Annotated in this window: 21 protein-coding genes; 12 read left to right on the forward strand and 9 right to left on the reverse strand. The window is 69.6% G+C overall.

What is annotated here, in order from left to right:
• Positions 1–409: 409 nt before the first annotated feature.
• Positions 410–805, forward strand: a complete 396-nt coding sequence (locus ABIE65_RS14780) for a RidA family protein (protein ID WP_354078675.1) — start codon at positions 410–412, stop codon at positions 803–805.
• Between the two features lie 32 nt (positions 806–837).
• On the opposite strand, the gene ABIE65_RS14785 is transcribed toward ABIE65_RS14780, so the two are convergent.
• Positions 838–1,605 carry an SDR family NAD(P)-dependent oxidoreductase gene (locus ABIE65_RS14785; RefSeq protein ID WP_354078677.1) on the reverse strand — a complete coding sequence of 256 codons (768 nt, stop codon included), beginning with the start codon at positions 1,603–1,605 and terminating at the stop codon, positions 838–840.
• A 131-nt stretch (positions 1,606–1,736) separates the two neighbouring features.
• Between ABIE65_RS14785 and ABIE65_RS14790 the strand changes: the two genes are divergently transcribed.
• Positions 1,737–2,381 (forward strand): DsbA family oxidoreductase, encoded by a 645-nt coding sequence (locus tag ABIE65_RS14790; RefSeq protein ID WP_354078678.1) that lies wholly within the window; start codon positions 1,737–1,739, stop codon positions 2,379–2,381.
• A gap of 28 nt (positions 2,382–2,409) precedes the next feature.
• On the opposite strand, the gene mfd is transcribed toward ABIE65_RS14790, so the two are convergent.
• Together mfd and ABIE65_RS14800 are read right to left on the reverse strand one after the other, a co-directional pair.
• Positions 2,410–5,916 (reverse strand): transcription-repair coupling factor, encoded by a 3,507-nt coding sequence (mfd, locus tag ABIE65_RS14795; protein ID WP_354078680.1) that lies wholly within the window; start codon positions 5,914–5,916, stop codon positions 2,410–2,412.
• Positions 5,903–6,184: an FAD assembly factor SdhE gene (locus tag ABIE65_RS14800; protein ID WP_354078681.1), complete on the reverse strand. Its 282-nt coding sequence runs from the start codon at positions 6,182–6,184 to the stop codon at positions 5,903–5,905. Before ABIE65_RS14800 ends, mfd begins: the two co-directional genes overlap by 14 nt.
• 82 nt (positions 6,185–6,266) lie before the next feature.
• Here ABIE65_RS14800 and recG point away from each other — a divergent pair, with 82 nt between their 5' ends.
• Positions 6,267–8,348 (forward strand): ATP-dependent DNA helicase RecG, encoded by a 2,082-nt coding sequence (gene recG, locus ABIE65_RS14805; RefSeq protein ID WP_354078682.1) that lies wholly within the window; start codon positions 6,267–6,269, stop codon positions 8,346–8,348.
• Positions 8,349–8,390: 42 nt separating this feature from the next.
• On the opposite strand, the gene ABIE65_RS14810 is transcribed toward recG, so the two are convergent.
• On the reverse strand, positions 8,391–8,708 hold the full coding sequence (locus ABIE65_RS14810; protein ID WP_354078683.1) for a hypothetical protein: 318 nt from the start codon (positions 8,706–8,708) through the stop codon (positions 8,391–8,393).
• A 198-nt stretch (positions 8,709–8,906) separates the two neighbouring features.
• Here ABIE65_RS14810 and ABIE65_RS14815 point away from each other — a divergent pair, with 198 nt between their 5' ends.
• The 3 genes from ABIE65_RS14815 to ABIE65_RS14825 are packed head-to-tail and all read left to right on the forward strand — an operon-like array spanning position 8,907 to position 13,070.
• Positions 8,907–9,983: an LLM class flavin-dependent oxidoreductase gene (locus ABIE65_RS14815; protein WP_354078684.1), complete on the forward strand. Its 1,077-nt coding sequence runs from the start codon at positions 8,907–8,909 to the stop codon at positions 9,981–9,983.
• A gap of 14 nt (positions 9,984–9,997) precedes the next feature.
• Complete coding sequence (locus tag ABIE65_RS14820; protein ID WP_354078686.1) at positions 9,998–11,017, forward strand: TAXI family TRAP transporter solute-binding subunit; 1,020 nt, start codon at positions 9,998–10,000, stop codon at positions 11,015–11,017.
• 19 nt (positions 11,018–11,036) lie between these two features.
• Complete coding sequence (locus tag ABIE65_RS14825; RefSeq protein ID WP_354078687.1) at positions 11,037–13,070, forward strand: TRAP transporter permease; 2,034 nt, start codon at positions 11,037–11,039, stop codon at positions 13,068–13,070.
• Positions 13,071–13,105: 35 nt separating this feature from the next.
• Here ABIE65_RS14825 and ABIE65_RS14830 read toward each other — a convergent pair whose 3' ends face one another.
• Positions 13,106–14,017, reverse strand: coding sequence for an NAD(P)-dependent oxidoreductase (locus ABIE65_RS14830; RefSeq protein WP_354078688.1), 912 nt, complete (start codon positions 14,015–14,017; stop codon positions 13,106–13,108).
• 123 nt (positions 14,018–14,140) lie between these two features.
• On the opposite strand from ABIE65_RS14830, the gene ABIE65_RS14835 reads away from it, so the two are divergent.
• Entirely contained in the window at positions 14,141–14,977 is an 837-nt protein-coding gene (locus tag ABIE65_RS14835; RefSeq protein WP_354078689.1) for a putative hydro-lyase, read from the forward strand.
• A 66-nt stretch (positions 14,978–15,043) separates the two neighbouring features.
• The gene (locus ABIE65_RS14840; RefSeq protein ID WP_354078690.1) at positions 15,044–16,912 is read left to right on the forward strand and encodes an ABC-F family ATP-binding cassette domain-containing protein; all 1,869 of its coding nucleotides are present in this window, start codon (positions 15,044–15,046) and stop codon (positions 16,910–16,912) included.
• A gap of 2 nt (positions 16,913–16,914) precedes the next feature.
• On the opposite strand, the gene ABIE65_RS14845 is transcribed toward ABIE65_RS14840, so the two are convergent.
• On the reverse strand, positions 16,915–17,160 hold the full coding sequence (locus ABIE65_RS14845; protein WP_354078691.1) for a hypothetical protein: 246 nt from the start codon (positions 17,158–17,160) through the stop codon (positions 16,915–16,917).
• Between the two features lie 99 nt (positions 17,161–17,259).
• Here ABIE65_RS14845 and ABIE65_RS14850 point away from each other — a divergent pair, with 99 nt between their 5' ends.
• Positions 17,260–19,710 carry a ligase-associated DNA damage response DEXH box helicase gene (locus ABIE65_RS14850; RefSeq protein WP_354078692.1) on the forward strand — a complete coding sequence of 817 codons (2,451 nt, stop codon included), beginning with the start codon at positions 17,260–17,262 and terminating at the stop codon, positions 19,708–19,710.
• Between the two features lie 10 nt (positions 19,711–19,720).
• On the opposite strand, the gene gmk is transcribed toward ABIE65_RS14850, so the two are convergent.
• From gmk to ABIE65_RS14865, 3 genes are all read right to left on the reverse strand, one after another.
• Entirely contained in the window at positions 19,721–20,326 is a 606-nt protein-coding gene (gene gmk / locus ABIE65_RS14855) for a guanylate kinase (RefSeq protein WP_354078879.1), read from the reverse strand.
• A gap of 34 nt (positions 20,327–20,360) precedes the next feature.
• Entirely contained in the window at positions 20,361–21,248 is an 888-nt protein-coding gene (locus ABIE65_RS14860; RefSeq protein ID WP_354078693.1) for a YicC/YloC family endoribonuclease, read from the reverse strand.
• A gap of 91 nt (positions 21,249–21,339) precedes the next feature.
• Entirely contained in the window at positions 21,340–22,287 is a 948-nt protein-coding gene (locus tag ABIE65_RS14865; RefSeq protein WP_354078694.1) for a bifunctional riboflavin kinase/FAD synthetase, read from the reverse strand.
• Between the two features lie 182 nt (positions 22,288–22,469).
• Here ABIE65_RS14865 and ABIE65_RS14870 point away from each other — a divergent pair, with 182 nt between their 5' ends.
• Genes ABIE65_RS14870 through ABIE65_RS14880 form a run of 3 tightly spaced genes read left to right on the forward strand, consistent with a single transcriptional unit; the run spans position 22,470 to position 25,535 of the window.
• Positions 22,470–23,882, forward strand: coding sequence for an amidase (locus ABIE65_RS14870; RefSeq protein WP_354078696.1), 1,413 nt, complete (start codon positions 22,470–22,472; stop codon positions 23,880–23,882).
• Between the two features lie 53 nt (positions 23,883–23,935).
• A complete protein-coding gene (locus ABIE65_RS14875) occupies positions 23,936–24,718 on the forward strand; it encodes an SDR family NAD(P)-dependent oxidoreductase (protein WP_354078697.1) in 783 nt (260 codons plus the stop codon).
• A gap of 7 nt (positions 24,719–24,725) precedes the next feature.
• Positions 24,726–25,535, forward strand: coding sequence for an enoyl-CoA hydratase (locus ABIE65_RS14880; protein WP_354078699.1), 810 nt, complete (start codon positions 24,726–24,728; stop codon positions 25,533–25,535).
• Positions 25,536–25,566: the final 31 nt, after the last annotated feature.

Here is a 25,566-nt window from a genome sequence, read left to right on the forward strand (position 1 = left end):
TAGCTTCGGTTGCAAGGCGGGGAGCTGGTCGACTTCGAGCGCTACTCGATCTGTCCGGGGGACGTTCCAGGCTGCGCGTGTCCAATGTGCTGAGGGCGGGTGTGCAACAGGCCTCGGATCGGGGAGATCGTGCAACTCGCACAATGCGCCAAGCCTGGTCTCAGCCGGCGCTGGATCCGATGTCGGCGGCGGGTACCCCACCCGGACGGCCCGCCGCCGCGTCGCCTTCAGCAGGGGCAGGCAGTCGTCCGGCTTCGCGCGCCTTCAGGAACGGAACCGAAGCGGTGCCGCCCGGCGCCGGGCCGAACGATGCCGTCGGCGTCGGTCGTGGGGACGTGCCGTGGGCGCGTCTGTCGCGCCGGCGCGCGTCGCGTTATCCTCGTGCCGCTACAGCGAGGAGGCCCAAAAGATGATCAAGAAGCGCATCACCAGCCCGCATGTGGGCGAGCCGCCGGAGAAGACCTGGTCGAACTGCCTGGTCGTCGGCAACCAGTTCTTCATCTCCGGCATGACGGCACGCGACGGCACGACCGTCCTGGGCGGCGACAGCATGTACGGTCAGGCGCAGGCGGTGTTCACCAAGATCCGCCACCTGATCGAAGCCGCGGGCGGCAAGCCCAATGACGTCGTCAAGGTCCTGATCTTCGTCACCGACATCAAGCGGCGCGAAGAGGTCTGGAAGGCGCGCGCCGAACTGTTCAGCGGCGACTTCCCCGCCTCGACCCTGGTCGAGTGCAGTGCGCTCGCCGCCCCCGAACTCCTGGTCGAGGTCGAGGCGGTCGGATTCTTCGGCGCCGGGGGCTGACCGGACGGCAGGACGGCTGACGCTGGGGCCGCTCAGATCGGCGAGACCGAGTGGCCCCCGTCGACGTGCAGGATCTGGCCGGTGACATAGCGCGACGCGTCGCTGCACAGGAAGAGCAGCGGTCCGTCCAGGTCGGCGTCGAAGCCGAGCCGGCGCTGCGGGATCCGGCCGATCAGCGCCTTGCCGGAGTCGCTGGCGAAATAGTCGCGGTTCATGTCCGTCTCGAAATAGCCGGGCGCCAGCGCGTTCACCCGGATGTCGTTGCGGGCGAGTTCGACGGCCATCGTCCGCGTCAGGTGCGCGAGGCCTGCCTTTGCGGCATTGTAGGCGACCGTCCCGATGCCGGTGCGCAGCGCCAGCAGCGAGGCGATGTTGACGATGTTGCCGCCCTGCCCGGCCGCTGCCATCCGCTGCGCCGCCTCCTGGGCGACGAACCAGGCACCGGTCAGGTTGGTGTCGATCACGCTGCGCCAGTCGTCCTCGTCCACGTCGAGGATCCGCCGCGTCACCGCGACGCCGGCATTGTTGACCACCACCGCCGGCGTGCCGAGCGCATCCTCGGCGGCGGCGAAAGCGGACCTGACGGCCGCCCGGTCGGTGACGTCCAGCGAGAAGGTCGCCGCCTCGCCCCCGGCGCCGACGATCTCCGCCCGGATCGCCTCCAGCCGGGACGCGTCGCGGGCCATCAGCGCCACCTTGGCGCCGGCCCGACCGAGGGTCCTGGCGAAGGCCGCGCCGAGGCCGCGCGAGGCGCCTGTCACCGCCACCGTGCGACCGTCGAGCCGGAATATGCTACTCATGAATCGATCCGCTTCTGTCTGCGTCTGCGCCCGGCCTTAACCGACTTTACCGGGACCCGCAACCGGAGGCCCAGAAGCTCGAGCCCAGAAGCTCGAGTCCCACTGCCCGAGCCGCATCGCGGGAGCCGCCGATGATCATCGACATCTTTTCCGACACGATCTGCCCCTGGTGCCTGATCGGCAAGCGGCGCCTGGAACGTGCCATGGCGCAGCGGCCGGACCTGACCTTCGATATCCGCTGGCACGCGTTCCAGCTGAACCCCGGCATGCCGCCGGAGGGGATGGAACGGGCGGCCTATCTGGCGGCGAAGTTCGGCGCGAAGGACGCGGCGTCCGTCTACGACAATATCCGCCGCATCGGCGCCGGCGAGGGCATCGACTTCCGCTTCGACCTGATCCCGCGGACGCCGAACACCCTCGCGTCGCATCGCCTGGTCCGGCGGGCCGCCGCGAGCGGCTGCCAGGATGCCGTCGTCGAGGCGCTGTTCCGGGCCTACTTCCAGGAGGGGCGCGACGTCGGCAGCATCGAGGAACTCGCCGCCATCGCCGCGGAAGCCGGAATGGACCGCGCGGCGACGCTGGCGTGGCTCGCGACGGACGAGGAACGCGAGGCCGTCGTGGCGGAGGACGCGGGCGCCCGACGGATGGGCGTCCAGGGCGTCCCGCTGTTCATCGTGGCCGGCCGCTACGCCGTCTCCGGGGCGCAGGAGCCGGAATATTTCATGCCTGTCTTCGACCTCGCGCTGAACGGCGGCGACCGGTCGGCCGCCGAGTAGCACGGGCAGCCGGTCCGGGAGGGCCCCGTTACGAGGCCGCCTTGCGCCGGGGCGGCTCCGCCTCCGCCGCCTTGGCGATCGAGGCCAGCGCCTGGAGCAGCTTCTTCACGCCCTTCAGCCGCTGCTTCGCGTCTTCCCAGGCGCGCTGGTAGACGAGCCGGTGGTCCGGGCGCAGCTTCGCCGTGCCGGCCTGCCGCGTGATGAAGTCGATCAGCCCGCCGGGATTGGCGAAGCGGCTGCCGCGGAACGATACGACCGTGCCTTTCGGCCCGGCGTCGATCTTCTCGACCCCGGCGATGCGGCACAGCCGCTTGATCGCGACGATCTCCAGCAGGTTCTCGACCTCGGGCGGCAGCGGTCCGAAACGGTCGACCATTTCGGCGGCGAAGGCGTCGATCTCGCGCCGGTCCTCCAGGGACGCCACGCGGCGGTAGAGACCGAGGCGCACCGAGAGGTCCGTCACGTAGGCGTCGGGGATGAGGACGGAGCTGCCGATGTTGATCTGCGGCGACCAGACGTCTTCCTTCTCGGCCGCCAGGTCGCCCTCACGCGCCTGGGTGACCGCCTCTTCCAGCATCTGCTGGTAGAGCTCGATGCCCACCTCGCGGATGTGGCCCGACTGCTCGTCGCCGAGCAGGTTGCCGGCACCGCGGATGTCCAGGTCGTAGCTCGCCAGGGTGAACCCGGCGCCCAGCGCGTCCAGCGTCTGCATGACGTGCAGCCGCTTCTCCGCCGCCTTGGTCACCTGCCGCTTGGGCGGCAGGGTGAGATAGGCGTAGGCGCGCACCTTGCCGCGACCGATGCGGCCGCGCAGCTGGTAGAGCTGCGCGAGGCCGAACATGTCGGCGCGATGCACGATCAGCGTGTTGGCCGTGGGGATGTCCAGGCCGGATTCGACGATGTTGGTGGATACGAGGATGTCGAACGAATGCTCGTAGAAGCCGCTCATCACGGCCTCGAGCTCGCTCGGCGCCAGCCCACCGTGCGCGACCGCGATCTTCACGTCGGGAACGAGCTTCTTGATCTCCTCCACCACCTCGGCCAGGTCGCGGACGCGCGGGCAGACGTAGAAGATCTGGCCGCCGCGGAAGCGCTCGCGGGTGATCGCCTCGCGCACGATCAGCGGGTCGAACGGTCCGACGAAGGTGCGGACCGCCAGCCGGTCGACGGGCGGCGTCGCGATGATGCTCATCTCGCGCACGCCGGACAGCGCCAGCTGCAGGGTCCGCGGGATCGGGGTGGCCGTGAGCGTCAGCACGTGCACGTCGGCGCGCATCTGCTTAAGGCGCTCCTTATGGGAGACGCCGAAATGCTGCTCCTCGTCGACGATCAGCAGGCCGAGATTCTTGAACTGGATCGACTTGGCGATCAGGGCGTGGGTGCCGACCACGATGTCGACCGTCCCGTCCGCCACGCCCTTCTTCACCTTGGTGGCGTCCTTGGCGGAAACCATCCGCGACAGCTGTTCGACGCGGATCGGCAGGCCGGCGAAGCGCTCGGAGAAGGTCTTGTAGTGCTGGCGGGCGAGCAGCGTCGTCGGCACGACGACAGCCACCTGCAGCCCGGCCATCGCGGCCAGGAAGGCGGCACGCAATGCCACCTCGGTCTTGCCGAAGCCGACGTCGCCGCAGACCAGCCGATCCATCGGCCGACCTGAGGCGAAGTCGTCGACGACATCCTCGATCGCCTTCATCTGGTCGTCGGTTTCCGGATAGGGGAACCGCGCGCAGAACTCGTCCCAGAGGCCTTCCGGCGGCGTCAGCGTCTCGCCGGTCCGCACCTGGCGCTGCGCGGCGACGGCGATCAGCTGGTCCGCCATGTCGCGGATGCGCTGCTTCAGCTTCGCCTTGCGCGCCTGCCACTGGGCGCCGCCGAGCTTGTCGAGCTGGACGCTGCTCTCCTCGGAGCCGTAGCGCGACAGCACCTCGATGTTCTCGACAGGCACAAACAGCTTGTCGTTGCCGGCATAGACGACGCGCAGACAGTCGTGCGGCGCGCCGCCGGCATCGATCGTCTCCAGGCCCTCGTAGCGGCCGATGCCGTGGTCGATGTGGACGACGAGGTCGCCCTCCGAGATCTCCGACAGTTCGGTGAGGAAGCGTTCGGCGCGGCGGCGCGAGCGCGGCCGGCGGCCCAGGCGCTCGCCGAGAATGTCCTGCTCGGTGAGGATCGTCAGGCCCGGCGCGCGGGTGCCGTGATCCAGGTCGAGCACCGCGAGCGCCGTCGCCGCGGCCGGCAGCGCCTGCACCTCCGGCCATGTCTGGGCGGGATGCAGGTTCTCCAGGCCGTGCTCGCGCAGGAGATTGGCGAGGCGGTCCCGGGAACCGGCGGTGTAGGCGGTGACGAGCACGCGCTGGCCGGACGCCGCCTCGGCCACCGCGCGCTTGACCGCCGCGGTGAAGACGTTGGCCTTGGGGTCGGCGCGCGCTTCGGAGAAGTCCGGCGCGGGCCGTCCGCCGGCATCGGCGACGCCGGCCTCGCCGGATACGGCCGAGGACAGTTCCAGCACCGGCCGGGAGGCGATGCGCTCCTCCCATTCCGCCTTGTCGAGATAGAGCCCCTCCGGCGGCGCCGGGCGATAGACGCCGTCGCCGCTGTCGCTGCCCATCATCGAGCGCCGGGCGCCGTAATGGTCGGCGATCATGTCGAGCCGGGCGTCGCGCGCCTCCGCGGCCTGCTCGTCGAGAATGACGGGCGCGTCGGGCAGATAGTCGAAGAGCGTCTCCAACTCGTCGTGGAAGAGCGCCAGCCAATGCTCCATGCCGGGGTGCCGACGGCCGGCGCTGATCGATTCGTAGAGCGGGTCGTTGCCGGCGACCGCGCCGAATAGCGCACGATAGCCGGTGCGGAACCGCTGGATCGACGCCTCGTCGAGCAGGATCTCGCTGACGGGCATGAGTTCGAAGCCGTCGCGCTTCGCCGTCGTCTTCTGCGTCAGCGCGTCGAAGCTGCGGATGCCGTCGACCTCGTCGCCGAACAGGTCGAGCCGCACCGGCTCGGCGGAACCCGGCGGGAAGATGTCGACGATCCCGCCGCGCACTGCGAACTCGCCCGGCTCCATCACCGTCTCGGTGCGCGCATAGCCGTTGCGCCCCAGGAAGGCGGTCAGCGCGTCCAGGTCCAGCCGGTCGCCCATCTTCACGGCAAAATGCGCGGCCCGGAACATCTCGCGCGGCGCGACACGCTGCACGACGGCATTGACGGTCGTCACGACCAGCAGCGGCCCGTGGTCGCCCCGCGCGGCGCGGGCGGCCAGCTGCGACAGCGTCTCGATGCGGCGGCTGACGACCTCGCCGTTCGGCGACACGCGGTCGTACGGCAGGCAGTCCCAGGCGGAAAAGCCGGTGGTCGGCAGGTCGGGCGCGAAGAAGGCGGCGGCCTCGCGCAGCCGCACCATCCGCTCCTCGTCGCGCGCCACGAACAGAACCGGCCGGCCCGCCGCCTGGGCCGCCCGGACGATCAGAAGTGCCGCATAGCCCTCGGGCGCGCCGCCGAGACGGCTTCGCCGCGCCTTGGAAAGATCAATATCGATCAATGTCTTGTGCCGAGATGTCGAACTTCAGCAGGAGCTTCGTCACGGGGCTCTCCACATTCCCCGGCACGGCCGCGCGGCCGCTGATCCAGTCGAAGATTTCCGGGTCCGGACAGTCCAGAAGCTGTTCGTAGGCGTCGAGTTCCGCGTCGCCGAACGTGTCGAGATACCGGTCCGCGAACCGGCCCAGAATGAGGTCCGATTCCTTGGTTCCCCTGTGCCAGCTCTGAAACTTCAGTCGCTTTCGCCGGATCTCGATCGGTTGGTCCATCGGGTTCTCCCAGGCTGTGTGACAGGATATAGAGGCGGTCTGCGCCGCTGTCAGCAGGAGGCGCGCTCCCGGATCGGCCCGAATGCGCCCGCAAAGTCTCTTCCCGCTCTTCGCACCGCTCACCGCCCTCCCTGGCGTCGGGCCGCGCGTCGGCCCGCTGCTGGAGAAGCTCGCGGGCGAACATGCGGTCGACCTCTGCTGGCACCTGCCGACAGGCATCGTCGACAGGCGGCACGCGCCGCACATCGCCGACGCCGAGCCCGGCCGGATCGTCACCCTCACGGTCACGGTGGAGCGGCACCTTCCGGGAGCCAGCCGGCGGCATCCGTACCGGGTACGGTGCGCGGACGACACCGGTTTCCTCCACCTCGTCTTCTTCCATGCCCGCCGCGACTATCTGGAGAAGCTCCTGCCGGTCGGTGCCGAGCGGATCGTCAGCGGGCGGGTCGAACGCTTCAACGCCGAGATCCAGATGGTCCACCCCGACCATGTCGCGGCACCCGACGACCTGGACGCCATCCAGGCGGTGGAGCCCGTCTATCCGCTGACGGCCGGCGTGATGCCGAAAGTGCTGCGCCGTGCGATCCGGGCGGCGCTCGACCGTGCGCCGGAGCTGCCCGAGTGGCTGGACCCCGCCTACCAGGCGCGTCAGGGATGGCCTGCCTGGAAGCCGGCGCTGGAAAGCGCGCACGCGCCCGCGGACGAGGCCGACCTAGCGCCCTCTTCCCCGGCCCGCGCGCGGCTCGCCTATGACGAACTGCTCGCGAACCAGCTGGCCCTGGCGCTGGTGCGCCGCCGCCAGCGCCGGCTCTCGGGCCGGCCGATCGCGCCGGAAGGGATGCTCCGGGCAAAGGCCGAGGCGGCACTGCCGTTTGCGCTGACCGGTTCGCAGCAGACGGCGGGCGCCGAGATCCGCAAGGACCTGGCGAGCGGCGACCGGATGATGCGCTTGCTGCAGGGCGACGTCGGCAGCGGCAAGACCGTGGTGGCCCTGATGGCGATGCTGGACGCCGTCGAGGCCGGGGCACAGGCCGCGCTGATGGCGCCCACCGAGATCCTGGCGCGGCAGCATTTCGCGACGATCTCCCGCCTCGCCGCCCCAGCCGGCGTGGAGGTGCAGCTGCTCACCGGCCGCGAGAAGGGCGCCAGCCGGACAGGCATCCTCGAGGCCATCGCCGACGGCCGTGCGCGCATCGTCGTCGGGACGCACGCCCTGTTCCAGGACGACGTCGTCTTCGCCGACCTGGCGCTCGCGGTCGTCGACGAGCAGCACCGCTTCGGCGTCGAGCAGCGGGTGAGCCTCGCGGCCAAGGGGCAGCGCACGCACATCCTCGTCATGACCGCGACGCCGATCCCGCGCACGCTGACGCTGACGGCCTACGGCGACATGGACGTGTCGCTGCTGACCGAGAAGCCCGCCGGCCGCAAGCCGGTCGACACGCGGGTCCTGCCAGCGTCGCGGCTGGAGGATGTGCGCGCCGGCGTCGCGCGCGCCCTCGATCGCGGCACGAAGGTCTACTGGGTCTGCCCGCTCGTCGAGGAATCCGAACAGTCCGACCTCGCCGCGGCGGAAGAGCGCCATGCCGAACTGAAGGCGGCGTTCGGTCCGCGGGTCGGGCTGGTGCACGGGCGGATGAAGGGGCGCGACAAGGACGCGGTGATGGCCGCCTTCGCCGGCGGAGACATCGATCTCCTCGTCGCGACGACGGTGATCGAGGTCGGCGTGGACGTACCGGCAGCGACCGTGATGGTGATCGAGCACGCCGAACGTTTCGGCCTCGCCCAACTCCACCAGCTGCGCGGGCGGATCGGCCGCGGGTCCGACGCGTCCACCTGTATCCTCCTCTACACGCCGCCGCTGGGCGAGACGGCCCGCGCCCGGCTGGAGGTGATGCGGGACACCGAGGACGGCTTCCGGATCGCCGAGGAGGATCTGCGCCTGCGCGGCGCCGGGGAGATCCTGGGCACGCGGCAGAGCGGCATGCCCACCTTCCGGCTGGCCGATCTCGCGCATCATGCCGAACTGCTGGCGGCCGCCCGCGACGACGTGAACCTGATCCTGGAGCGCGATCCGGACCTGTCGTCGCCACGCGGCGCAGCCCTGCGGACGCTTCTCTACCTGTTCGAACGCGACGCTGCCGTGCGCTACGCCCGGTCAGGCTAGGCGACCTCGATACGCCACCGCGAGGATCAACCCCGGGGACTGTCAACCCTGCGGGCTGCTCCTCGGCCCCCGGCCGCCGTTCAGCCGGTTCGCCGCCCCGTCGCCGCCGGCGCAGTTGCCGTGGCGGTCGCAACGGATCCAGCCACGCGGCGTGATGCAGCCATACGTGTCCTGCCCGCGTGGGGCGGCGACCGTCGCTTCCGTTCCCCAGGGCAGCGCATCCGCGGCCTGGCAGAAGGCGGCGACCTCGGCGCGCGTGGCGCGCAGCGGCTTCGCCGCGCTCGCATCGGCGACCGCCGCATATGCCAGGGTGCCGGCGCAGGTGAGCGCCATCAGCAGCGCGATGATCCGTATCGCCATGGTCCGTGTCCCGGACGGTGCAGTGCTTCCGATGTGCGCAATCTGGCCCCGCACCCGGTCGCAGCGAAGTGACCGCTGTCACGACGCGGCGCTCTGTACCGCGTGCCTGTGACCGCTTAACCTTGGCACGTGACTTGCGTCCTGCGTGCGCCCGGCCGGATCTCCGGCACGGCACCGAAGCCGAAGCGGAACCCCAAGATGGACTACGGCCTCTTCATCCTCTCGCCGCTTCGCGACCGCGCGAAGCCCGTATCCGAGCTGGTGTCCGAGATCGAGGCACAGGCGAAGCTGGCGGAGGAGATCGGTTTCTCGACCGTCTGGTTCGCCGAGCATCACCTGAGCAACGTCAGCGTCTGCCCGTCGCCTCTCATGCTCGCCGTCCACTGCGCAGCGCGCACGCGGCGCATCCGCGTCGGCACCGCGATCCTCGTTCTGCCCTTCTATCAGCCGATCCGCCTGATCGAGGAGATCGCCTATGCCGATATTCTGACCGATGGACGGCTGACGGTGGGCGTCGGATCGGGCAATCAGGACCACGAGGCGCGCCGCTTCGGCACGCGCGGCGAAGACCTCCATGTCCGGTTCACCGAGATGCTCGACATCCTCGACCAGGCCTATGGCGAGGGCCCGATCGCCTATGACGGCCAGCATTTCAAGATCCCCGAGACGGAGCTGATCTTCCGGCCGCGGCGGAAGCCGGAGGCGCCGGTTCACATCGGCGGCATGGCGCATGTGCCGGAGGTCGTCCGGCGGGTCGCCGAAAAGGGCTACGTCCCGTTCATCTCGCCGCAATGGAAGCCCGTCGAGACGTTCGTCGAAGCGCGCGACACGCTGTCCCGAGCCCATGCCGCGGCCGGGAACCGGCCCGGCACGATGCCGCTGGCGGTGCAGCGCTATGTGCATGTGGCGACGGACAGGGAGTCGGAGCGGCGCGCGATCGAGCAGCTGCGCTACGGCCAGCGTGTCGCCGGCAGCCTCAAGGCGCGCTCGGCCCGCTTCGAGGGCGCCTGGGTCACCGAGCCGGCCGACGGCACGGGCGAACCGACCGACGCCGAGATCATGGAACGTCTGGTCTTCGGCGACGCCGAGAGTTGCGCGGCCCGCATCGTCGACGACTATCGCGTCCTCGGCCACACCCACATGAGCTGCTTCGTGCAGTTCGGCGGCATGACCGGCAAGGAGGCACTGGACGTACTCGAGCGGTTCGGCCGCGACGTCATGCCTGCGGTCGACAAGGCCCTGGCCGATACACCGAAGAAATCCGCCACCGCCTGAGAGGGGAGCACGATATGACCAAGTTCGAGCGCATGGGGCCGGCGATCACGCGGCGAGACATCATGGCCGGCATCGCCGCCGTCGGCGGAATGGCGGCTCTCGGAAAGGCGGGCATCGCGTTCGCGGCGGATGGCAAGCCGCTGATCTGGGGCTCGTCCAGCCTGGGCTCGACCGGCTACGTCATCCTGACGACGCTGGCGAGCTTCGTGAACAAATCGACCGACCTGCGCAACTCGGCGATCTCGACCCAAGGCGGCACGGAGAACATCGTGCTGATGGGCAAGGGCGAGATGGACCTGGGGCAGACCACCTCCAGTGGCTGGGGGGCCGCGACCTCCGGCGAGAAGCCGTTCACGCAGAAGGTCGATCTCGTCCAGCTCTTCTCCTACACGATCTTCCAGACGTCGCCGATGGTCCGGGCGGACTCGCCGATCCAGTCGATGGCCGATCTCGCCGGCAAGCGCGTCATGCCGGCGGGCGCCGGCGGTGCGACCGCACTGATGTTCCGGACGCTGATGGACGCGGCCGGCGTGGGCGGCAAGGTCAACTGGACGTTCGGCTCGTGGCGCGAAACCTACGACGCGATGAAGTCCGGTGCTGTCGACTGCATCCCGACGCTGATGACCAACGGCCGCATGGCCCCGGTCATGACGGAACTGCAGACCGCGCAGGATATGCGGCCGATCCCGATCACGGACGACCTGGTGAAGGCGGCACAGGAATCCAACCCGGGCATCCTGGTCAGCACCGTCGCGCCGTCGCAGTGGTCGACCCTGAAGGCGCCGGCGCAGTTGATCACCGATTCCGGCATCCTTGCCACGACGCCGCGACTCGGCGCCGACGCCGGTTATGCGATCACGAAGGCCGTGTTCGAGAACGCCGAAGAGATCCGCGCCAGCGGCGCGCAGCTGCGCGACATCGCGCCCGATTTCGCGACGCGCTACCTCCTGCCCAAGTTCCCGGTCAACGCCGGTGCTGCCCGATACTTCAAGGAAAAGGGCGTGTGGCGCGACGATCTGACGATCGCATCGTGATCGAGGCCGGTTCAACGGAATGACCTCGGACCTGTCGTCGGAGCCGGCCCGGCGCGAGCCGGCCGGACTGTCCGGATTCATCCGGGAGATCGCTGACATCCCCACCGCTACGGGCGGGCTGGGGGTGGCCGCGGCGGGGGCGGCGCTCGTCGTCGCGCTCGCCATGGCCGTTGTCCATCTGGCCCAGATCTGGGGCTATTACCTACCGGCGGGCCAGTTCAAGAACCTGCATCTCGGGCTCGGACTGCTGGTCTGTACACTGGTAATGCTGGCGAAGGCGCCGCCCGGCCGAACCCTCGACCGGGCGATCCTGCTGCTCGCCGTGGCGGCGATCCTGGTTCCGCTGGTGTTCATCCACGTCGAGTATGAGGAACTGGTCACCACGCGGACCTTCTTCGCCGAACCGCAGGATTTCTGGATCGGCGTGCTGCTGATCGTCGTCGCCTTCTACATCTGTGGGCGCGAGTGGGGCTGGACGATCCCGGCACTCGCCCTGGCGGCGATGGCCTACGGGCACTGGGGCAACCTGCTGCCGGGCGACCTCTTCTGGCATGGCGGCCTCGGGCTGGAGCGGCTCGTCGGCTACGCCTCGATTCCCTATTTCCAGGGCCTCCTCGGCGGCCTCACCGAGCTCTCCGCCGGCACGATCTTCCTGTTCATGATCTTCGCCGGCATCCTGCAGGTCACCGGCGGCATCGAGTTCATCATCGCGATCGGGCGGGCGCTGGGGGGTCGCAGCCGCGCCGGACCGGCCCAGGTCGCCGTGATCTCCAGCGGCTTCATGGGCATGATCTCCGGCAGCAGCGTCGCCAACGTCGCGGCGACCGGCGCCTTCACCATCCCGATGATGAAGCGCTCGGGCTTCAAGCCGGAGTTCGCTGGCGCCGTCGAAGCGGTCGCATCCACGGGCGGACAGCTGACACCGCCGGTCATGGGCCTGGCCGCCTTCCTGATCGTCGGCACCACCGGGATCCCGTATCTGGAGGTGATGCTCGCCGCCGCCTTCCCCGCGCTGATCTATTACGTCCACCTGATGCTCGGCGTGCATCTGCGGACGGTGGCACTCGGCATCGACACGCGGACCGTGTCGCAAAAGGATGCGGACGGGATGGAGCCGATCGGCGTCGGCGAGGCGATGCTGCGCTACGGCCACCTCCTGCTCGGCATCGCGGTCCTCGTCTGGCTGCTCGTCATCCAGATGCCGGCCGGTACCGCTGCCCTCTATTCGATCGGCGCGCTGATCGCGCTCGACTCCCTGCGCCGGCTCGTCACCGGGTATCGCGAGCCGGTAAAAGCCGTGGGCGGCATCCTGCGGATGATCGTCACCGGCCTGAATGTCGGCGCGCGCGGCGGTGCGCAGGTCGCGGTGGTCATCGCCGTCATCGGCGTCATGGTCGAAGTGTTCGCCGTGACCGGCTTCGCGCAGAAGCTCTCGAACATGATGCTGGAGCTGGCCGACGGCAGGCTCTGGCTGCTGCTGCTGATCGCCGCCTTGACGTGCCTCGTCTTCGGCCTCGGCCTGCCCACGTCGGCGGCCTACATCATCGTCGCCGTGCTCGGCGCTCCCGCGATGATGAAGCTGGGCGTCCCCGAACTCGCGGCGCACATGTTCGTCTTCTACTTCGCCAACGTGTCGGCGATCACGCCACCCGTCGCCGTATCGGCGCTGGTCGCCGCGAACATAGCCGGCGGCCGGTTCATGACGACCGCCTTCACCAGCATGCAGCTGGGCCTGCCTGGCTTCCTGCTGCCGTTCCTGTTCGTCGTCCGGCCGGAAATCCTGGGCATCGATGCGAGCCTGGGAATGCAGGCGGCCGTCGCCGGACTGGCACTGATCGCCGTGCTCTCGCTCAACGTGGCGCTGGAAGGCTTCCTGCTGCGCCCGATGCGCCTGTGGGAACGGCTGCTGGTGCTGCCGGCTGCCTTCGGGCTGCTGGAGCCCGGCTGGATCACCACGGTGATCGGACTGGCGCTTCTGGCGGTGGTCGTCGTTCTTCAGCTGCGGCCGGTGCCGCAGCGTGCGGCGCTGGAGTCAGCCGGGCCGCCGCACTGAGCGGCGGCCCGTCCGGCGCGTCTATTCCGGCGCGGCTACTCCGGCTTGGTGTTGCGGCGACCGCGTACTTCGACGCCCACCGGCTCCTCGACGTAGCGGATGATGTTGGTGAAGTCCTCGGTCTTGCCGCCGCGCGAATAGGCGTAGCTCCACCACTGCTTCACCATCTGGCCGATCCACATCGGCACGCCGAGCGCTTCCGCCTCGTCGATTGCCAGCTTCACGTCCTTGTACATGAGCTCCGTGCGGAAGCCGTAGTCGAAGCTCCGGGTCAGGATCGCGGACGGGAACTTGTCGGTGACGGCCGTATTGCGACCGCTACCGGCGCTGATCACATCGACCATGACGTCGGGGTCGAGGCCCGCCTTCGCCCCCATGACAAACGCTTCGGCCGAGGCCGCCATCGCCGTCGCGGACAGCAGGTTGTTGATGATCTTCATGGTCTGGCCCTGGCCGGCCTCCTCGCCCACGAAGAACGGCTTGCCGATGACCTTGAACACCGGCTCCAGCCGCTCCCAGGTGGCGCGGTCGCCGGACACCATGACGGCCAGCGTGCCCTTCACCGCGCCGCCGACGCCACCGGAGACGGGCGCGTCCATCGGCACGATGCCCTTCGCCTTCAGACCGTTCGCGATGTCGATCGCGGCGCGCGGGCCGGTGGTCGACAGGTCGATGAAGGTCTTCACGCGGCTGCCTTCGGCGACGCCGTTCGGCCCCAGGGCGACCTGCTTCACCACGTCGGGCGTCGGCAGGCTGACGAGAACCGTCTCCGCCTTCGATCCGACGTCGGCCGGCGACGCGGCCGCCTCGGCACCGAGTGCGATCGCCTTGTCCAGCGCCGCCTTGTCGAGGTCGGCCACGATCACCTTGTAGCCGGCCTCGATCAGGCGTCGCGACATCGGCGCGCCCATTGCCCCAAGACCGATGAACCCGAGCGTCTCTGCCACGTCTTGCTCTCCATGGAGGTGTGATTGGCCGGCACTTTAGACCCGACGCCGACCGGGCGCCATCGGCCTCGACTTGGACGCACCGACAGCGCTAGGGTCGCAGCGTTGGACATGGAGGACGTGATGGCCGTCGTCGCGCTGCAACAGCCCGTCGCTTCGCCGGATGCCGCAGAAGACCCGAAACTGTCTCCCGCCGCTGCCCGCCGGCTCATCCGTTCCGGCCGGCACACGGGGCACACGGCCGGCATGGCGCTCGGTTGCCTGCAGGGCAACATCGTCATCCTGCCGAAGGACCAGGCGCTGTTCTTCGCGAACTACTGCCATCGCAATCCGAAGCCGTGCCCGCTGGTCGGCATGTCCGATCCGGGCGATCCGTCGCTGCCGACGCTCGGTGCCGACATCGACATCCGCACCGACGTGCCGCGCTACAACGTCTACCGGGACGGCGAACTCGGCGAGCAGGTGACCGACCTGCAGTCGCTGTGGACCGATGACATGGTCACGTTCGTGCTGGGCTGTTCCTTCTCGTTCGAGGAGGCGCTGATGCAGGAGGGGATCCCGCTGCGCCACATCGAGGAGGACCTGACCGTCTCGATGTACCGGACCAGCATCGAAACCACGCCCTCCGGGCCGTTCCGCGGCGGCATGGTCGTTTCGATGCGGCCGATGACGCCAGCCGACGCCATCCGCGCGGTCGAGATCACGTCGCGCCAGCCGGCGGCGCACGGTGCGCCGGTGCATCTCGGCGACCCGTCGCCGATCGGCATCGCCGACCTCGGCCGGCCCGACTGGGGCGACGTGCAGGAGATCCGTCCCGGTGAGATCCCCGTCTTCTGGGCCTGCGGCGTCACGCCGCAGAACGCCGTGCGTGAGGCGCGCCCGCCGCTCTGCATCACCCATACGCCCGGATCGATGCTGATCACCGACCATCTAAGCCGAAACTTCCGCACCAGCTGGTAGGGGCACCGGCTGCGGCGGAGCGCGCGCGTGCAGTGAGGCGGCCGGCGTGATATCCATCCGGCCGCCATGCTCCGTATAGACAATCTCACCTACCGCATCGCCGGCCGGACGATCCTCGAAGGGGCGTCGGTGACGATCCCCGACGGCCACAAGGTCGGCCTCGTCGGCCGCAACGGCACGGGCAAGTCGACCCTGCTGAAGCTGCTGACCGGCGAGTTGCTGCCTGATGGCGGCTCGATCGAGCTCAGTGCGCGCACGCGCGTCGGGTCGGTCCTGCAGGAGATGCCGGAGGCGAAGCGTTCGCCCCTCGCCTTCGTTCTCGCGGCGGACAGCGAACGCGACGCGCTGCTCACGGAGGCCGAGACGGCGACGGATCCGCAGCGCATCGCCGACATCCACACGCGTCTGGCCGATATCGGCGCGGAGTCGGCCGAGGCGCGCGCCGCGTCCATCCTGGCCGGCCTCGGGTTCGACGATGCGATGCAGGGCCGGCCGCTCGGCGACTTCTCCGGCGGCTGGCGGATGCGCGTGGCGCTCGCCGCCACGCTGTTCGCCGCACCGGAGCTGATGCTGCTGGACGAGCCGAGCAACCATCTCGACCTCGAGACGCGCATCTGGCTGGAGAGCTACCTCAACAATTATCGCGGCACGATCCTGCTGGTCAGCCACGACCGCAGCCTTCTCAACGGCGTCGCCGGCTCGATCCTCCACCTCGCCGGGGGTGCCCTGACGCTGTATCGCGGCAACTACGACACGTTCGAGCGGACGCGTGCCGAGCGCCTGCGGCTGCATGAGGCGCAGGCGGTCAAGCAGGCCGCGGCGCGCGCGCACATGCAGGCCTTCATCGACCGGTTCCGCTACAAGGCCAGCAAGGCGCGCCAAGCCCAGTCGCGCATCAAGGCGCTGGAGCGGATGGAGGAGATCGGGCCGATCCTGCGCGAGCCCGAAACGCGCTTCCAGTTCCCGGACCCCGAGGCGCTGCCCTCGCCGCTGATCACGCTGGACAATGTCAGCGTCGGCTATGACGGGCGGCCGGTGCTGCGCGGGCTCAACCTGACGATCGGATCGGACGACCGGATCGCCCTGCTGGGCGCCAACGGCAACGGCAAGTCGACCTTCCTGAAGCTTCTGCTCGGGCGGCTGAATCCGATCTCGGGCGACGTCGTCCGCGCGTCGAAGGTGCGCCTCGGCTATTTCGAGCAGGAACAGGCGGACGCCTTCGACCTGTCGATCACCGCGTTCGCGCACATGTCGCGCGAGATGCGCGACGCGCCGGAGGCGAAGGTTCGCGCCCATCTCGGCCGGTTCGGCTTTCCGCAGCAGCGCGCGGACGTGAAGATCGGTGCGCTGTCCGGCGGCGAGAAGGCGCGCCTGCTGTTCGCGACCGTGACCCGCGACGCGCCCAACATCCTCCTGCTCGACGAGCCGACGAACCACCTGGACATCGAGGCGCGCGAGGCCCTGGTCGAGGCCCTGGCGGAGTGGGAGGGTGCCGTCCTGCTGGTCACCCACGACCCGCATCTGGTGGAACTCTGCGCCGACCGGCTCTGGCTGGTTCGCGAGGGCGGCTGCCGGCCGTTCGACGGCGACATCGCGGACTACCGCCGCCAGCTTCAGGAGGAACGGCGCGCCGAGAAGCGCGAGGCGCGCGACGACAAGACCAACCGGAAAGAGAAGGTGCGCACGACGGGCGGTGCCCGTTCGAACCTGGCCGCCGAGCGGCGCGCCGTCCGCGATGCCGAGGCACGGGTCGACCGCCTGACGAAGGCGCGGGAGCAGGCCATGCGGCTGCTGGCCGACCCGGGTCTCTACGAGCGGCCGGGCAACGACGTGGCCCGGCTGCAGGTCAAGCTGGCCGAGATCGAGGCGGAACTGGCCACGGCCGAGGATGCGTGGCTGGCGGCGCAGGAAACGTTGGAGGCGACGGCCTCCTGAGGTCAGTCGGCCTCGCCGCCTTCGAGGGTGAACTCTCCGCCCAGGATCCTGTCGGGAAGATCCCCGACGATGTCGGCCGTCCATTCCTCGCCGCGATCGTCGACCAGATCCGTCACGGCGAGATAGATCAGCACCTCGGCCAACACTTCGGCCGAGACGCCGATGTCGGCGGCCTTGTCCCACGTGTCGAGAAACATCTCGATCGCAATCTTGCGTTGGGATTCCTCGCCCAACTCGCGCTGGCCCATCGCCGCCTCCTTGGTCTGCGCATTGCGCTTAATATCGGACGCTTTCTCGGGGGTTTCCACTCCGGCAACGGGAATCCGCACCTTATCTTGTGCATTGCAATGAATCCGACGCTTCCCGAACCCTTCCTGGGCTGGTTCGCGGGCCGCGGCTGGCAGCCGCACCGCCATCAGCTGGCGCTGGTCGAAGCCGCGGTGCGCGGCCGCTCGGCGCTGCTCATCGCGCCGACGGGCGGCGGCAAGACGCTGGCGGGCTTCCTTCCCTCGCTGATCGACCTCGCCGCGGCGCCGCGAACGGGGCTACACACGCTCTACGTCTCGCCGCTCAAGGCGCTGGCGGTCGACATCCATCGCAACCTCGAAGCACCCGTCGCGGAGATGAACCTCGCGATCCGGACCGAGACGCGGACCGGCGACACGCCTTCGCACAAGCGCGACCGGCAGCGGCGCAGCCCGCCCAACATCTTGTTGACGACCCCCGAGTCGCTGGTACTGATGCTGTCCTACCCGGACGCCGGGGCGATGTTCGGCAGCCTCGCCTGCATCATCGTCGACGAACTGCATGCGATGGCGCAGAGCAAGCGCGGCGACCAGTTGGCGCTGTGCCTGGCAAGGCTCGCGGCGCTCGCCCCGAACTGCAGGCGCATGGGCCTGTCGGCCACGATCGCGGATCGCGAGGCCATGCGCGCCTGGCTGTCGCCATCGGCGGGCCGGGATCCGGATGACGTGGAACTCGTGATCGGCCGCAGCGGGACCGCGCCGGATGTGACCGTGCTTCATCCCGATGCGCGGATCCCCTGGGCAGGTCACATGGCGCTCTACGCCATGCCGGAGATCTATGCCGCCATCCGCGCGCACGGCACGACGATCGTCTTCGTCAATACGCGTGCCCAGGCGGAGCTCTGCTTCCAGGCACTCTGGCACCTGAACGAGGACGGGCTGGCGATCGCCCTGCACCACGGCAGCCTGGCCGTCGAACAGCGGCGGAAGGTGGAAGCGGCCATGTCCGCCGGGCGGCTGCGCGCCGTGGTCGCCACCTCCTCCCTCGACCTCGGCATCGACTGGGGCGGCGTCGACCTCGTCGTCCAGGTCGGTGCGCCGAAGGGGGCCTCCCGCCTGCTGCAGCGCATCGGCCGCGCCAACCACCGTCTCGACCAGCCGAGCAAGGCACTTCTGGTGCCGGCCAACCGGTTCGAGCTTCTGGAGTGCCGGGCGGCCATCGACGCGGTCGAGGCGCGGGAACTGGACGGCGAGACGCCGCATCCGGGGGCGCTGGACGTGCTGGCGCAGCACGTGACGGGCATGGCCTGTGCCGCGCCCTTCGATGCGGACGCGCTCTACGGCGAGGTCCGCGGCGCCTGGCCCTATCGCGACCTCGCCCGCCGCGACTTCGATGACGTGCTCGCGTTCGTGGCCACCGGCGGTTACGCGCTCGGCGCATACGAACGCTTCCGGCGCCTCGAACAGGACGAGGACGGGCTGTGGCGGCCGGCCGCGAAGGACCTCGTGCGGCGCTGGCGCATGAATGTCGGCACCATCGTCGAGGCCCCCGTCCTGAAGGTCCGCCTCGGCGGTCGCATCCTGGGCGAGGTCGAGGAGTATTTCGTCTCGGGGCTGGTCCCTGGCGACACCTTCGTCTTCGCCGGCCAGATGCTGCGCTTCGAAGGCGTGCGCGAGACGGTCGTCGTGGCCACCCGCGCCACCGGCGAAACGCCGAAGGTCCCCGCCTATGCCGGCGGCCGTCTTCCGCTGACCACCCATCTTGCGGACCGGGTGCGGCGCATCCTCGCCGACCGCAGCCAGTGGCGGTTCCTCCCCGACGACGTGCGGGAGTGGCTTCGCATCCAGGACTGGCGCTCCCTGCTGCCGGAACGCGACGGCCTGCTGATCGAGACGTTTCCCCGCGGCGGCCGCTGGTACCTCGTCGCCTACTGCTTCGAGGGGCGCAACGCGCACCAGACGCTGGGCATGCTGCTGACGCGCCGCATGGAGCGCATGGGATTCGGCCCGCTCGGATTCGCGGCGAGCGACTATGTGCTGACCGTCTGGAGTCTGCGCGAGGCGACAGGCTTCGACGCCCTCTTCTCCGAGGACATGCTGGGCGACGACCTGGAGGACTGGATGGCGGAGTCCTCGCTGCTGAAACGGACCTTCCGCAACGTGGCAGTGATCGCCGGGCTGATCGAGCGCCGCCACCCCGGCCAGCAGAAGACCGGCCGCCAGGTCACCTTCAACTCGGACCTGATCTACGACGTGCTGCGGCGGCACGAACCCGACCACATCCTGCTGCGGGCCACGCGCGCCGACGCGGCGACCGGGCTGACCGACGTGCGCCGGCTGGGCGACATGCTGGCCCGCGCCCGCGGCCGGATCCGGATCCGGCGCCTCGACCGCGTCTCGCCGCTGGCGGTCCCGGTCCTGCTGGAGATCGGCAAGGAGTCGGTCTACGGCGGCGCCACCGACGAGATGTTGGCCGCCGCCTCCGCCGAATCCGAGGCGGAGCTGATCGCCGAGGCGATGGCCGCCGGCGACACGGCCGAACTTCCCTTATGAAGCCAGCAGGTTAGGCGCCGCCCCTGAGAGCCTTCACGAAGTCGCCGAGGCCGATCTGGCGCCGCCGCTTCAGCCGCTCCGCGTGCAGGATGGCCTGGACCTGCTGCACGCTGCGGTCCACGTCGCGGTTCACGACGACATAGTCGTACTCGAAATAGTGGCTCATCTCGTCCGACGCCTTCGCCATCCGCGCCGCCACCACGTCGTCGCTGTCCTGGGCGCGCCGCTTCAGCCGGCGTTCCAGTTCGGCGATGCTCGGCGGCAGGATGAAGACGCTGACGAGGTCGTCGCGGGCGCTTTCCGCCAGTTGCTGCGTACCCTGCCAGTCGATGTCGAACAGGACATCCTTGCCGCCGGCAAGGGTATCCTCCACGGGTTTGCGCGGCGTTCCATAATAGTGGCCGAAGACCTTCGCGTGCTCCATGAGCTCGGCGCGGTTGATCATCAGGCCGAATTCGGTCTTGTCGACGAAGTGATAGTCGCGTCCCGCCGTCTCGCCCGGGCGCTTCGGCCGCGTCGTGGCGGACACGGACATCGACAGGCCGGGCTCCAGCTCCAGCAGGCGGCGCGAGATGGTCGTCTTCCCGGCACCGGAGGGCGACGACAGCACCAGCATCAGGCCGCGACGATGGATGTGGGACGGGTCGTCGCTATTCAATGTTCTGCACCTGCTCGCGGAACTGCTCCACGACCGCCTTCAGGTCCAAGCCGATCCGGGTGAGTTCCAGGTCGCCCGACTTTGAGCAGACGGTGTTCGCCTCGCGGTTCAGTTCCTGGCAGAGGAAGTCCAGCCGGCGCCCGACGGCCTCGCCCGCCGCCAGCAGTTCGCGCGCCGCCGCGATGTGCGCGGCCAGCCGATCGAGCTCCTCCCGGATGTCCGCCTTGGCGATCAGCAGCGCCGCTTCCTGGTTCAACCGCTCTTCGGTGAGCGCCGGCGACATCTGCAGCAGCGCCTCGACCTGTTCCTTCAGCCGGTTGCGCGCCGCATCGGGATGGGCGCTGGCGCACGCCTCGGCGGCACGGCGCAGTCCGTCCATGGTATCCAGCTGGCCGGTCATCACCGTGCGCAGCCGCGCCCCCTCGTCGCGCCGCATGGCGCCCAGCGCATCCAGGGCGTCGACCAGAGTCGCGAGCATCGCGGCGTCGCGGACCTCCGGCTCCTCGTCGGGCTCGTCCACCGCCGCGACGTCGATGACGCCGCGCAGTGCCAGCAGCCCATCCATGGTCGGCGGCGCGACGCCGTTGGCGGACGCGAGCGCCAGACCGCGCTTCGCCAGGAGGCCGAGGAGGTCTTCGTTGATCTGCGGCTCGGCCTGACCCGCGTGACGCGCGACCACCAGCCCGAGTGCGAGATTTCCGCGCTTGAACCGGGCGGAAACCGCGGCGCGCGCCGCGACCTCGAGCCGGTCGAGCCCGGGCGGCAGCCGGAAGCGCAGGTCGAGCCCGCGCGCGTTGACGCTCTTAACTTCCCAGGTCCAGGTCTGCCACTGGTCGTCGCTCTGGGCACGCGCGAAGCCGGTCATGCTGGCGATTGCCACGCCATCCCCTCAGCAGGTGTATCGGAGCGCTTCTATAGACGCGGCGCCGGGATCGCTCAACCGGATTGGCCGCGAGAGCGGCCGCGTGCGCTTACGCCGGCGCGACGGCCAGCATCTGGCGCGCCGTCTCGGCGTCGGCGGCGATCTGCGCCTTCAGGGCGTCCAGCCCGTCGAACTTCTTCTCCGGCCGCACGAAGCCGATCATCTGAACGCGGAGATGCTTGCCGTACAGATCGCTGGCGAAATCCATCAGATGCACCTCGAACGACAGCTTCAGGCCGTCGACCGTCGGACGCCGCCCGAGATTCGCCACCGCGTCCCGCCAGACCGGAACCCCGCCGTCGTCGATCGCCGCCCGCACGGCATAGACGCCCAGCGCCGGCACCAGCTGCTCGCCCATCTCGACGTTCGCCGTGGGGAACCCGATGGTGCGGCCGCGCTTGTCGCCGTGCTGCACGCGGCCCTCGACCTCCCACCATTGGCCGAGGAGGCGCGCGGCCCCTGCGGGATCGCCCGCCGCCAGCAGTTCGCGAACACGAGTCGACGAGATTTCGTCGCCGTTCGCGGCGCGCACCGCATCCATCTGCGTGACGCTGAATCCCGCCTGCTCACCGAGCGCGATCAGCGCTTCCGCGGTACCGCTCCGGCCCTGGCCGAAGCGGAAATTGTGCCCGATGACCACATGGCGGACACCCAGCCCCTCGGTCAGGACGCTGCCGACGAACGCGGCCGGATCCTTCTTGGCCAGCGTCCCGTCGAACGGCAGCACGAACAGCAGGTCGGCGCCGGTGGCGGCGATCCAGTGCGTCTTGGTGCGCAGCGTCGACAGGCGGAACGGCGGATCGTCCGGCCGGAAGAAGCGGCGCGGATGCGGCTCGAACGTCAGCACGCCGTGCGGCACGCCCTCCGCGCGGGCGATTCGACCGGCCTCGGCGATCACCGCCTTGTGGCCGCGATGCACCCCGTCGAAATTCCCCACGGCGACGGCGGCGCCGCGGGCTTCGGCCGGCAGATCGGTATGATGGCGGAATATGCGCATGCGCGCGGCGAACCCTGATCCCGACGGAAGTCGGCGCGACCGAACCGCGCCCGTCACAAGTGAATACAGGAGCCGGGACGCCCCTGCAAATGGCGGCCGCCGCTGGCGGATAGAGTGTTGCAACGGCCGAGCAAGGGAAGGATGCTCGCGCCACCACCCGCCCCCGGAATGGAGTCCGAGCGTTGCCGAAACTTGACATGCTGCGCACCTCGGCGGTGCAACTCGCAGGCGACCTGCGCTCCGGGACGACGACGGCCGCGGCCGTCGCCGAGGCGGCGATCGATCGGCACGACCGCCTGGACCCCACCCTGTCCGCCTACAAGGTCTGGGAGTCGGATCGGGCACGCCGTGAGGCGGCTCTGGCCGACACCGCCCTGGCCGCAGGCTACGACCTCGGAGCGTTCCAGGGGCTTCCCGTGTCGGTGAAGGACCTGTACGGCGTCCGGGGCTTCCCGACCTTCGCCGGCTCGCCGACCCGCCTGCCGGCGTCGTGGGAGGAGGAAGGTCCGGTCGTTACCGCCCTGCGCCGTGGCATGGCGGTGATCCCGGGCAAGACGCACACGGTCGAGTTCGCGTTCGGCGGCCTGGGCACCAATCCGCACTGGGGCACGCCGCGCAATCCCTGGGATGCCGCCAGCCATCGCGTGCCGGGCGGTTCGAGTGCCGGCGCCGGCGTCAGCCTCTGGGAAGGCTCGTGCGTCCTCGCCCTCGGTACCGACACCGCCGGTTCGGTGCGCATACCGGCGAGCGTCACCGGCTGCGTCGGCCTCAAGACCACGGCCGCACGCTGGTCGACGCTCGGGATCACGCCGCTCAGCCGCACGCTGGACACGCCGGGCGTGCTGGCGCGGTCGGTCGGCGATGCGGCGATGGGCTTCGCGGCGATCGACCCGCAGACCGACGAGCACCCGCTCGACCTCGTCGCGGCGCTGTCGGGCTACGACCTCTCGACCCTGCGCGCCGGCGTCTGCGACTGGTTCTACCGCGACTGCGCGCCGGGCGTGGCGGAAGCCGTCGAGCAGGCGGTGCAGGAACTCTCCGGCGCGGGCCTGCACGTCTCGCGCCTCGACCTGCCGGAACTCGACGACGTCATCGGCATCTTCAGGACGGGCGGCATCACCGCAGCCGAGTTCGCGGCCTTCATCAACACCGAACTGGCCGATTGGAAGGCGACGCTCGATCCGAACGTACGCAGCCGCTTCGAGCGCATGGAGGCGGTGCCGGCGATCGACTATATCAGCCGCCTGTGGCGCCTGCGCGACGTCGCGGCGAAGGTCATGGCGCGCATGGCGCCGTTCGACTTCGTCATCGGTCCGACCGTGCCGATCACGCCGCCGACGGTCGAGGCCGTCGCGGGCGCCGAGGCGTACCAGTCCGCGAACATGATGGCGCTGCGCAACACCTGCATCGCCAACCTGCTCGGCTTCTGCGCCATCACGCTCCCGGTCGGCAAGGATGCCGCCGGCATGCCCGTCGGCATCCAGCTGATGGCCGGCCCGGAGCAGGAAGAGCTGCTGCTCGCCGCCGGCATGGCGTGCGAGCGCGTCATCGGCACGCCCGTCGAGCGGCTGGGACTGCCGCCCCTCTGCGCCTGACCGCGCCGGAACCACACCGACCAGAAGACGCGAACGACAAGAAGGATCGCCCGATGTCCTACAAGCCCTTCGACCTCACCGGCAAGGTCGTCCTCGTGACCGGCGGCAACGGCGGCATCGGCCTCGGCATGGCCGAAGCCGTGGCCCAGGCCGGTGCCGACGTCTGCATCTGGGGTACCAACGACGAGAAGAACGCCGCGGCGCTGGAGACCCTGAAGGGCTACGGCACCAAGGTCATGGCGCTGAACTGCAACGTCGCGGACGAACAGTCGGTGATCGACCGCTTCGCCGAGACGGTGGCGGAGCTGGGCCATGTGAACGCCTGCTTCGCCAATGCCGGTGTCTCCAGCGACCGCCGCCGCAACAAAGACGGATTCACCGGCATGAGCTACGAGGAGTGGCGCCGGGTGATGAGCGTCAACCTCGACGGCGTCTTCTTTACGCTGCGCGAGGCGGCGAAGCACATGGTCGAGCGCGGCCAGGGCGGGTCGCTGGCCGTCACGTCGAGCCTCGCGGCGATCATGGGCCAGGCGCGCGGCGAGCATTACGGCGCCACCAAGGGGGCGGTGAACTCGATGATCCGCGGCCTCGCGGTCGAGTTCGGCCGCAACGGCATCCGCGCCAACGCCATCCTACCCGGCTGGATCGAGACGTCGATGACCGCCGGCAGCTTCGCCTTCCCGAAATTCGTCGAGGCGGTGAAGCCGCGCGTTCCGGCGGGGCGCTGGGGCACCAAGGAGGATTTCGGCGGCATCGCCGTCTACCTGACCAGCGACGCCAGCAGCTATCATTCCGGCGACACCTTCGTCATCGACGGCGCCTATTCCCTGTTCTGAGAGTTCGATGCCCGACAGTTCTATGTCCGACAGTTCATCTCCCGTCGCCGTCTCGATCGAGGAGCGGCCGAACGGCAAGGTCGCGACCGTGGCGATCGACAATGCCCGGCGCATGAACAGCCTGGGCTCGGCGACGATGCGGGCCTTCATCGACGCCGTCGATACCCTGGGCCGCGACCCGGACCTGCGGCTGGTGATCGTCACCGGCGTCGGCGACCGCGCCTTCATGGGCGGCGCCGACATCTTCGAGCTGGGCAGTCTGGACCAGCACTCGGCGCGCGACTTCATCCTGCTCGTGCACGGCATGAGCCGTGCGCTGCGCGACCTGCCCGTACCGGTGATCGCGCGGGTGAACGGCATCTGCCTCGGCGCCGGACTGGAGGTGATGGCCGCCTGCGACATGCGGGTGGCGTCCGACAATGCCGTCTTCGGCATGCCGGAGGTCAAGATCGGCCTGCCGTCGGTGGTGGAAGCCGCCCTGCTGCCGCAGCTCATCGGCTGGGGCCGGACGAAGGTCTTCCTCTACACGGGCGAGAACATCGACGCCCGCGAGGCGCTGGAATGGGGCCTGGTGGAGCGGGTGGTGCCGGCCGCCGAACTCGACGCGGCGGTCGCCAGATGGGTCGATTCCATCGTCGCCGCCGGCCCGAACGCCATTCGCCTGCAGAAGGGGCTGATGCGCGAGTGGGAGGCGATGCCGGTCAACGACGCGATCCAGGCCGGCGTGCGCTGCATCGCGCGCTCCTATGAGACCGACGAGCCGCGACGGCTCATCGCCGAGACGATCGCCCATTTGAAGGCCCGCAAGCGGCCCTGACGGCCGCCGTCCGCAGCATCGACCAGAGGCA

Origin of the sequence: Constrictibacter sp. MBR-5 (assembly GCF_040549485.1) — a bacterium.
Classification (GTDB): Bacteria; Pseudomonadota; Alphaproteobacteria; order JAJUGE01; family JAJUGE01; genus Constrictibacter.

Bases quoted from the DNA above. Each gene is read 5' to 3' on its own strand.
- ABIE65_RS14815 (WP_354078684.1), top strand. From the start codon at position 8,907: ATGGACTACGGCCTCTTCATCCTCTCGCCGCTTCGCGACCGCGCGAAG.
- ABIE65_RS14835 (WP_354078689.1), top strand. From the start codon at position 14,141: ATGGCCGTCGTCGCGCTGCAACAGCCCGTCGCTTCGCCGGATGCCGCA.
- ABIE65_RS14825 (WP_354078687.1), top strand. From the start codon at position 11,037: ATGACCTCGGACCTGTCGTCGGAGCCGGCCCGGCGCGAGCCGGCCGGA.
- ABIE65_RS14845 (WP_354078691.1), bottom strand. From the start codon at position 17,160: ATGGGCCAGCGCGAGTTGGGCGAGGAATCCCAACGCAAGATTGCGATC.
- ABIE65_RS14800 (WP_354078681.1), bottom strand. From the start codon at position 6,184: ATGGACCAACCGATCGAGATCCGGCGAAAGCGACTGAAGTTTCAGAGC.
- ABIE65_RS14790 (WP_354078678.1), top strand. From the start codon at position 1,737: ATGATCATCGACATCTTTTCCGACACGATCTGCCCCTGGTGCCTGATC.
- ABIE65_RS14850 (WP_354078692.1), top strand. From the start codon at position 17,260: ATGAATCCGACGCTTCCCGAACCCTTCCTGGGCTGGTTCGCGGGCCGC.
- ABIE65_RS14840 (WP_354078690.1), top strand. From the start codon at position 15,044: ATGCTCCGTATAGACAATCTCACCTACCGCATCGCCGGCCGGACGATC.
- ABIE65_RS14810 (WP_354078683.1), bottom strand. From the start codon at position 8,708: ATGGCGATACGGATCATCGCGCTGCTGATGGCGCTCACCTGCGCCGGC.
- gmk (WP_354078879.1), bottom strand. From the start codon at position 20,326: ATGCTGGTGCTGTCGTCGCCCTCCGGTGCCGGGAAGACGACCATCTCG.
- recG (WP_354078682.1), top strand. From the start codon at position 6,267: ATGCGCCCGCAAAGTCTCTTCCCGCTCTTCGCACCGCTCACCGCCCTC.
- ABIE65_RS14820 (WP_354078686.1), top strand. From the start codon at position 9,998: ATGACCAAGTTCGAGCGCATGGGGCCGGCGATCACGCGGCGAGACATC.
- ABIE65_RS14865 (WP_354078694.1), bottom strand. From the start codon at position 22,287: ATGCGCATATTCCGCCATCATACCGATCTGCCGGCCGAAGCCCGCGGC.
- ABIE65_RS14785 (WP_354078677.1), bottom strand. From the start codon at position 1,605: ATGAGTAGCATATTCCGGCTCGACGGTCGCACGGTGGCGGTGACAGGC.
- ABIE65_RS14875 (WP_354078697.1), top strand. From the start codon at position 23,936: ATGTCCTACAAGCCCTTCGACCTCACCGGCAAGGTCGTCCTCGTGACC.
- ABIE65_RS14880 (WP_354078699.1), top strand. From the start codon at position 24,726: ATGCCCGACAGTTCTATGTCCGACAGTTCATCTCCCGTCGCCGTCTCG.
- ABIE65_RS14780 (WP_354078675.1), top strand. From the start codon at position 410: ATGATCAAGAAGCGCATCACCAGCCCGCATGTGGGCGAGCCGCCGGAG.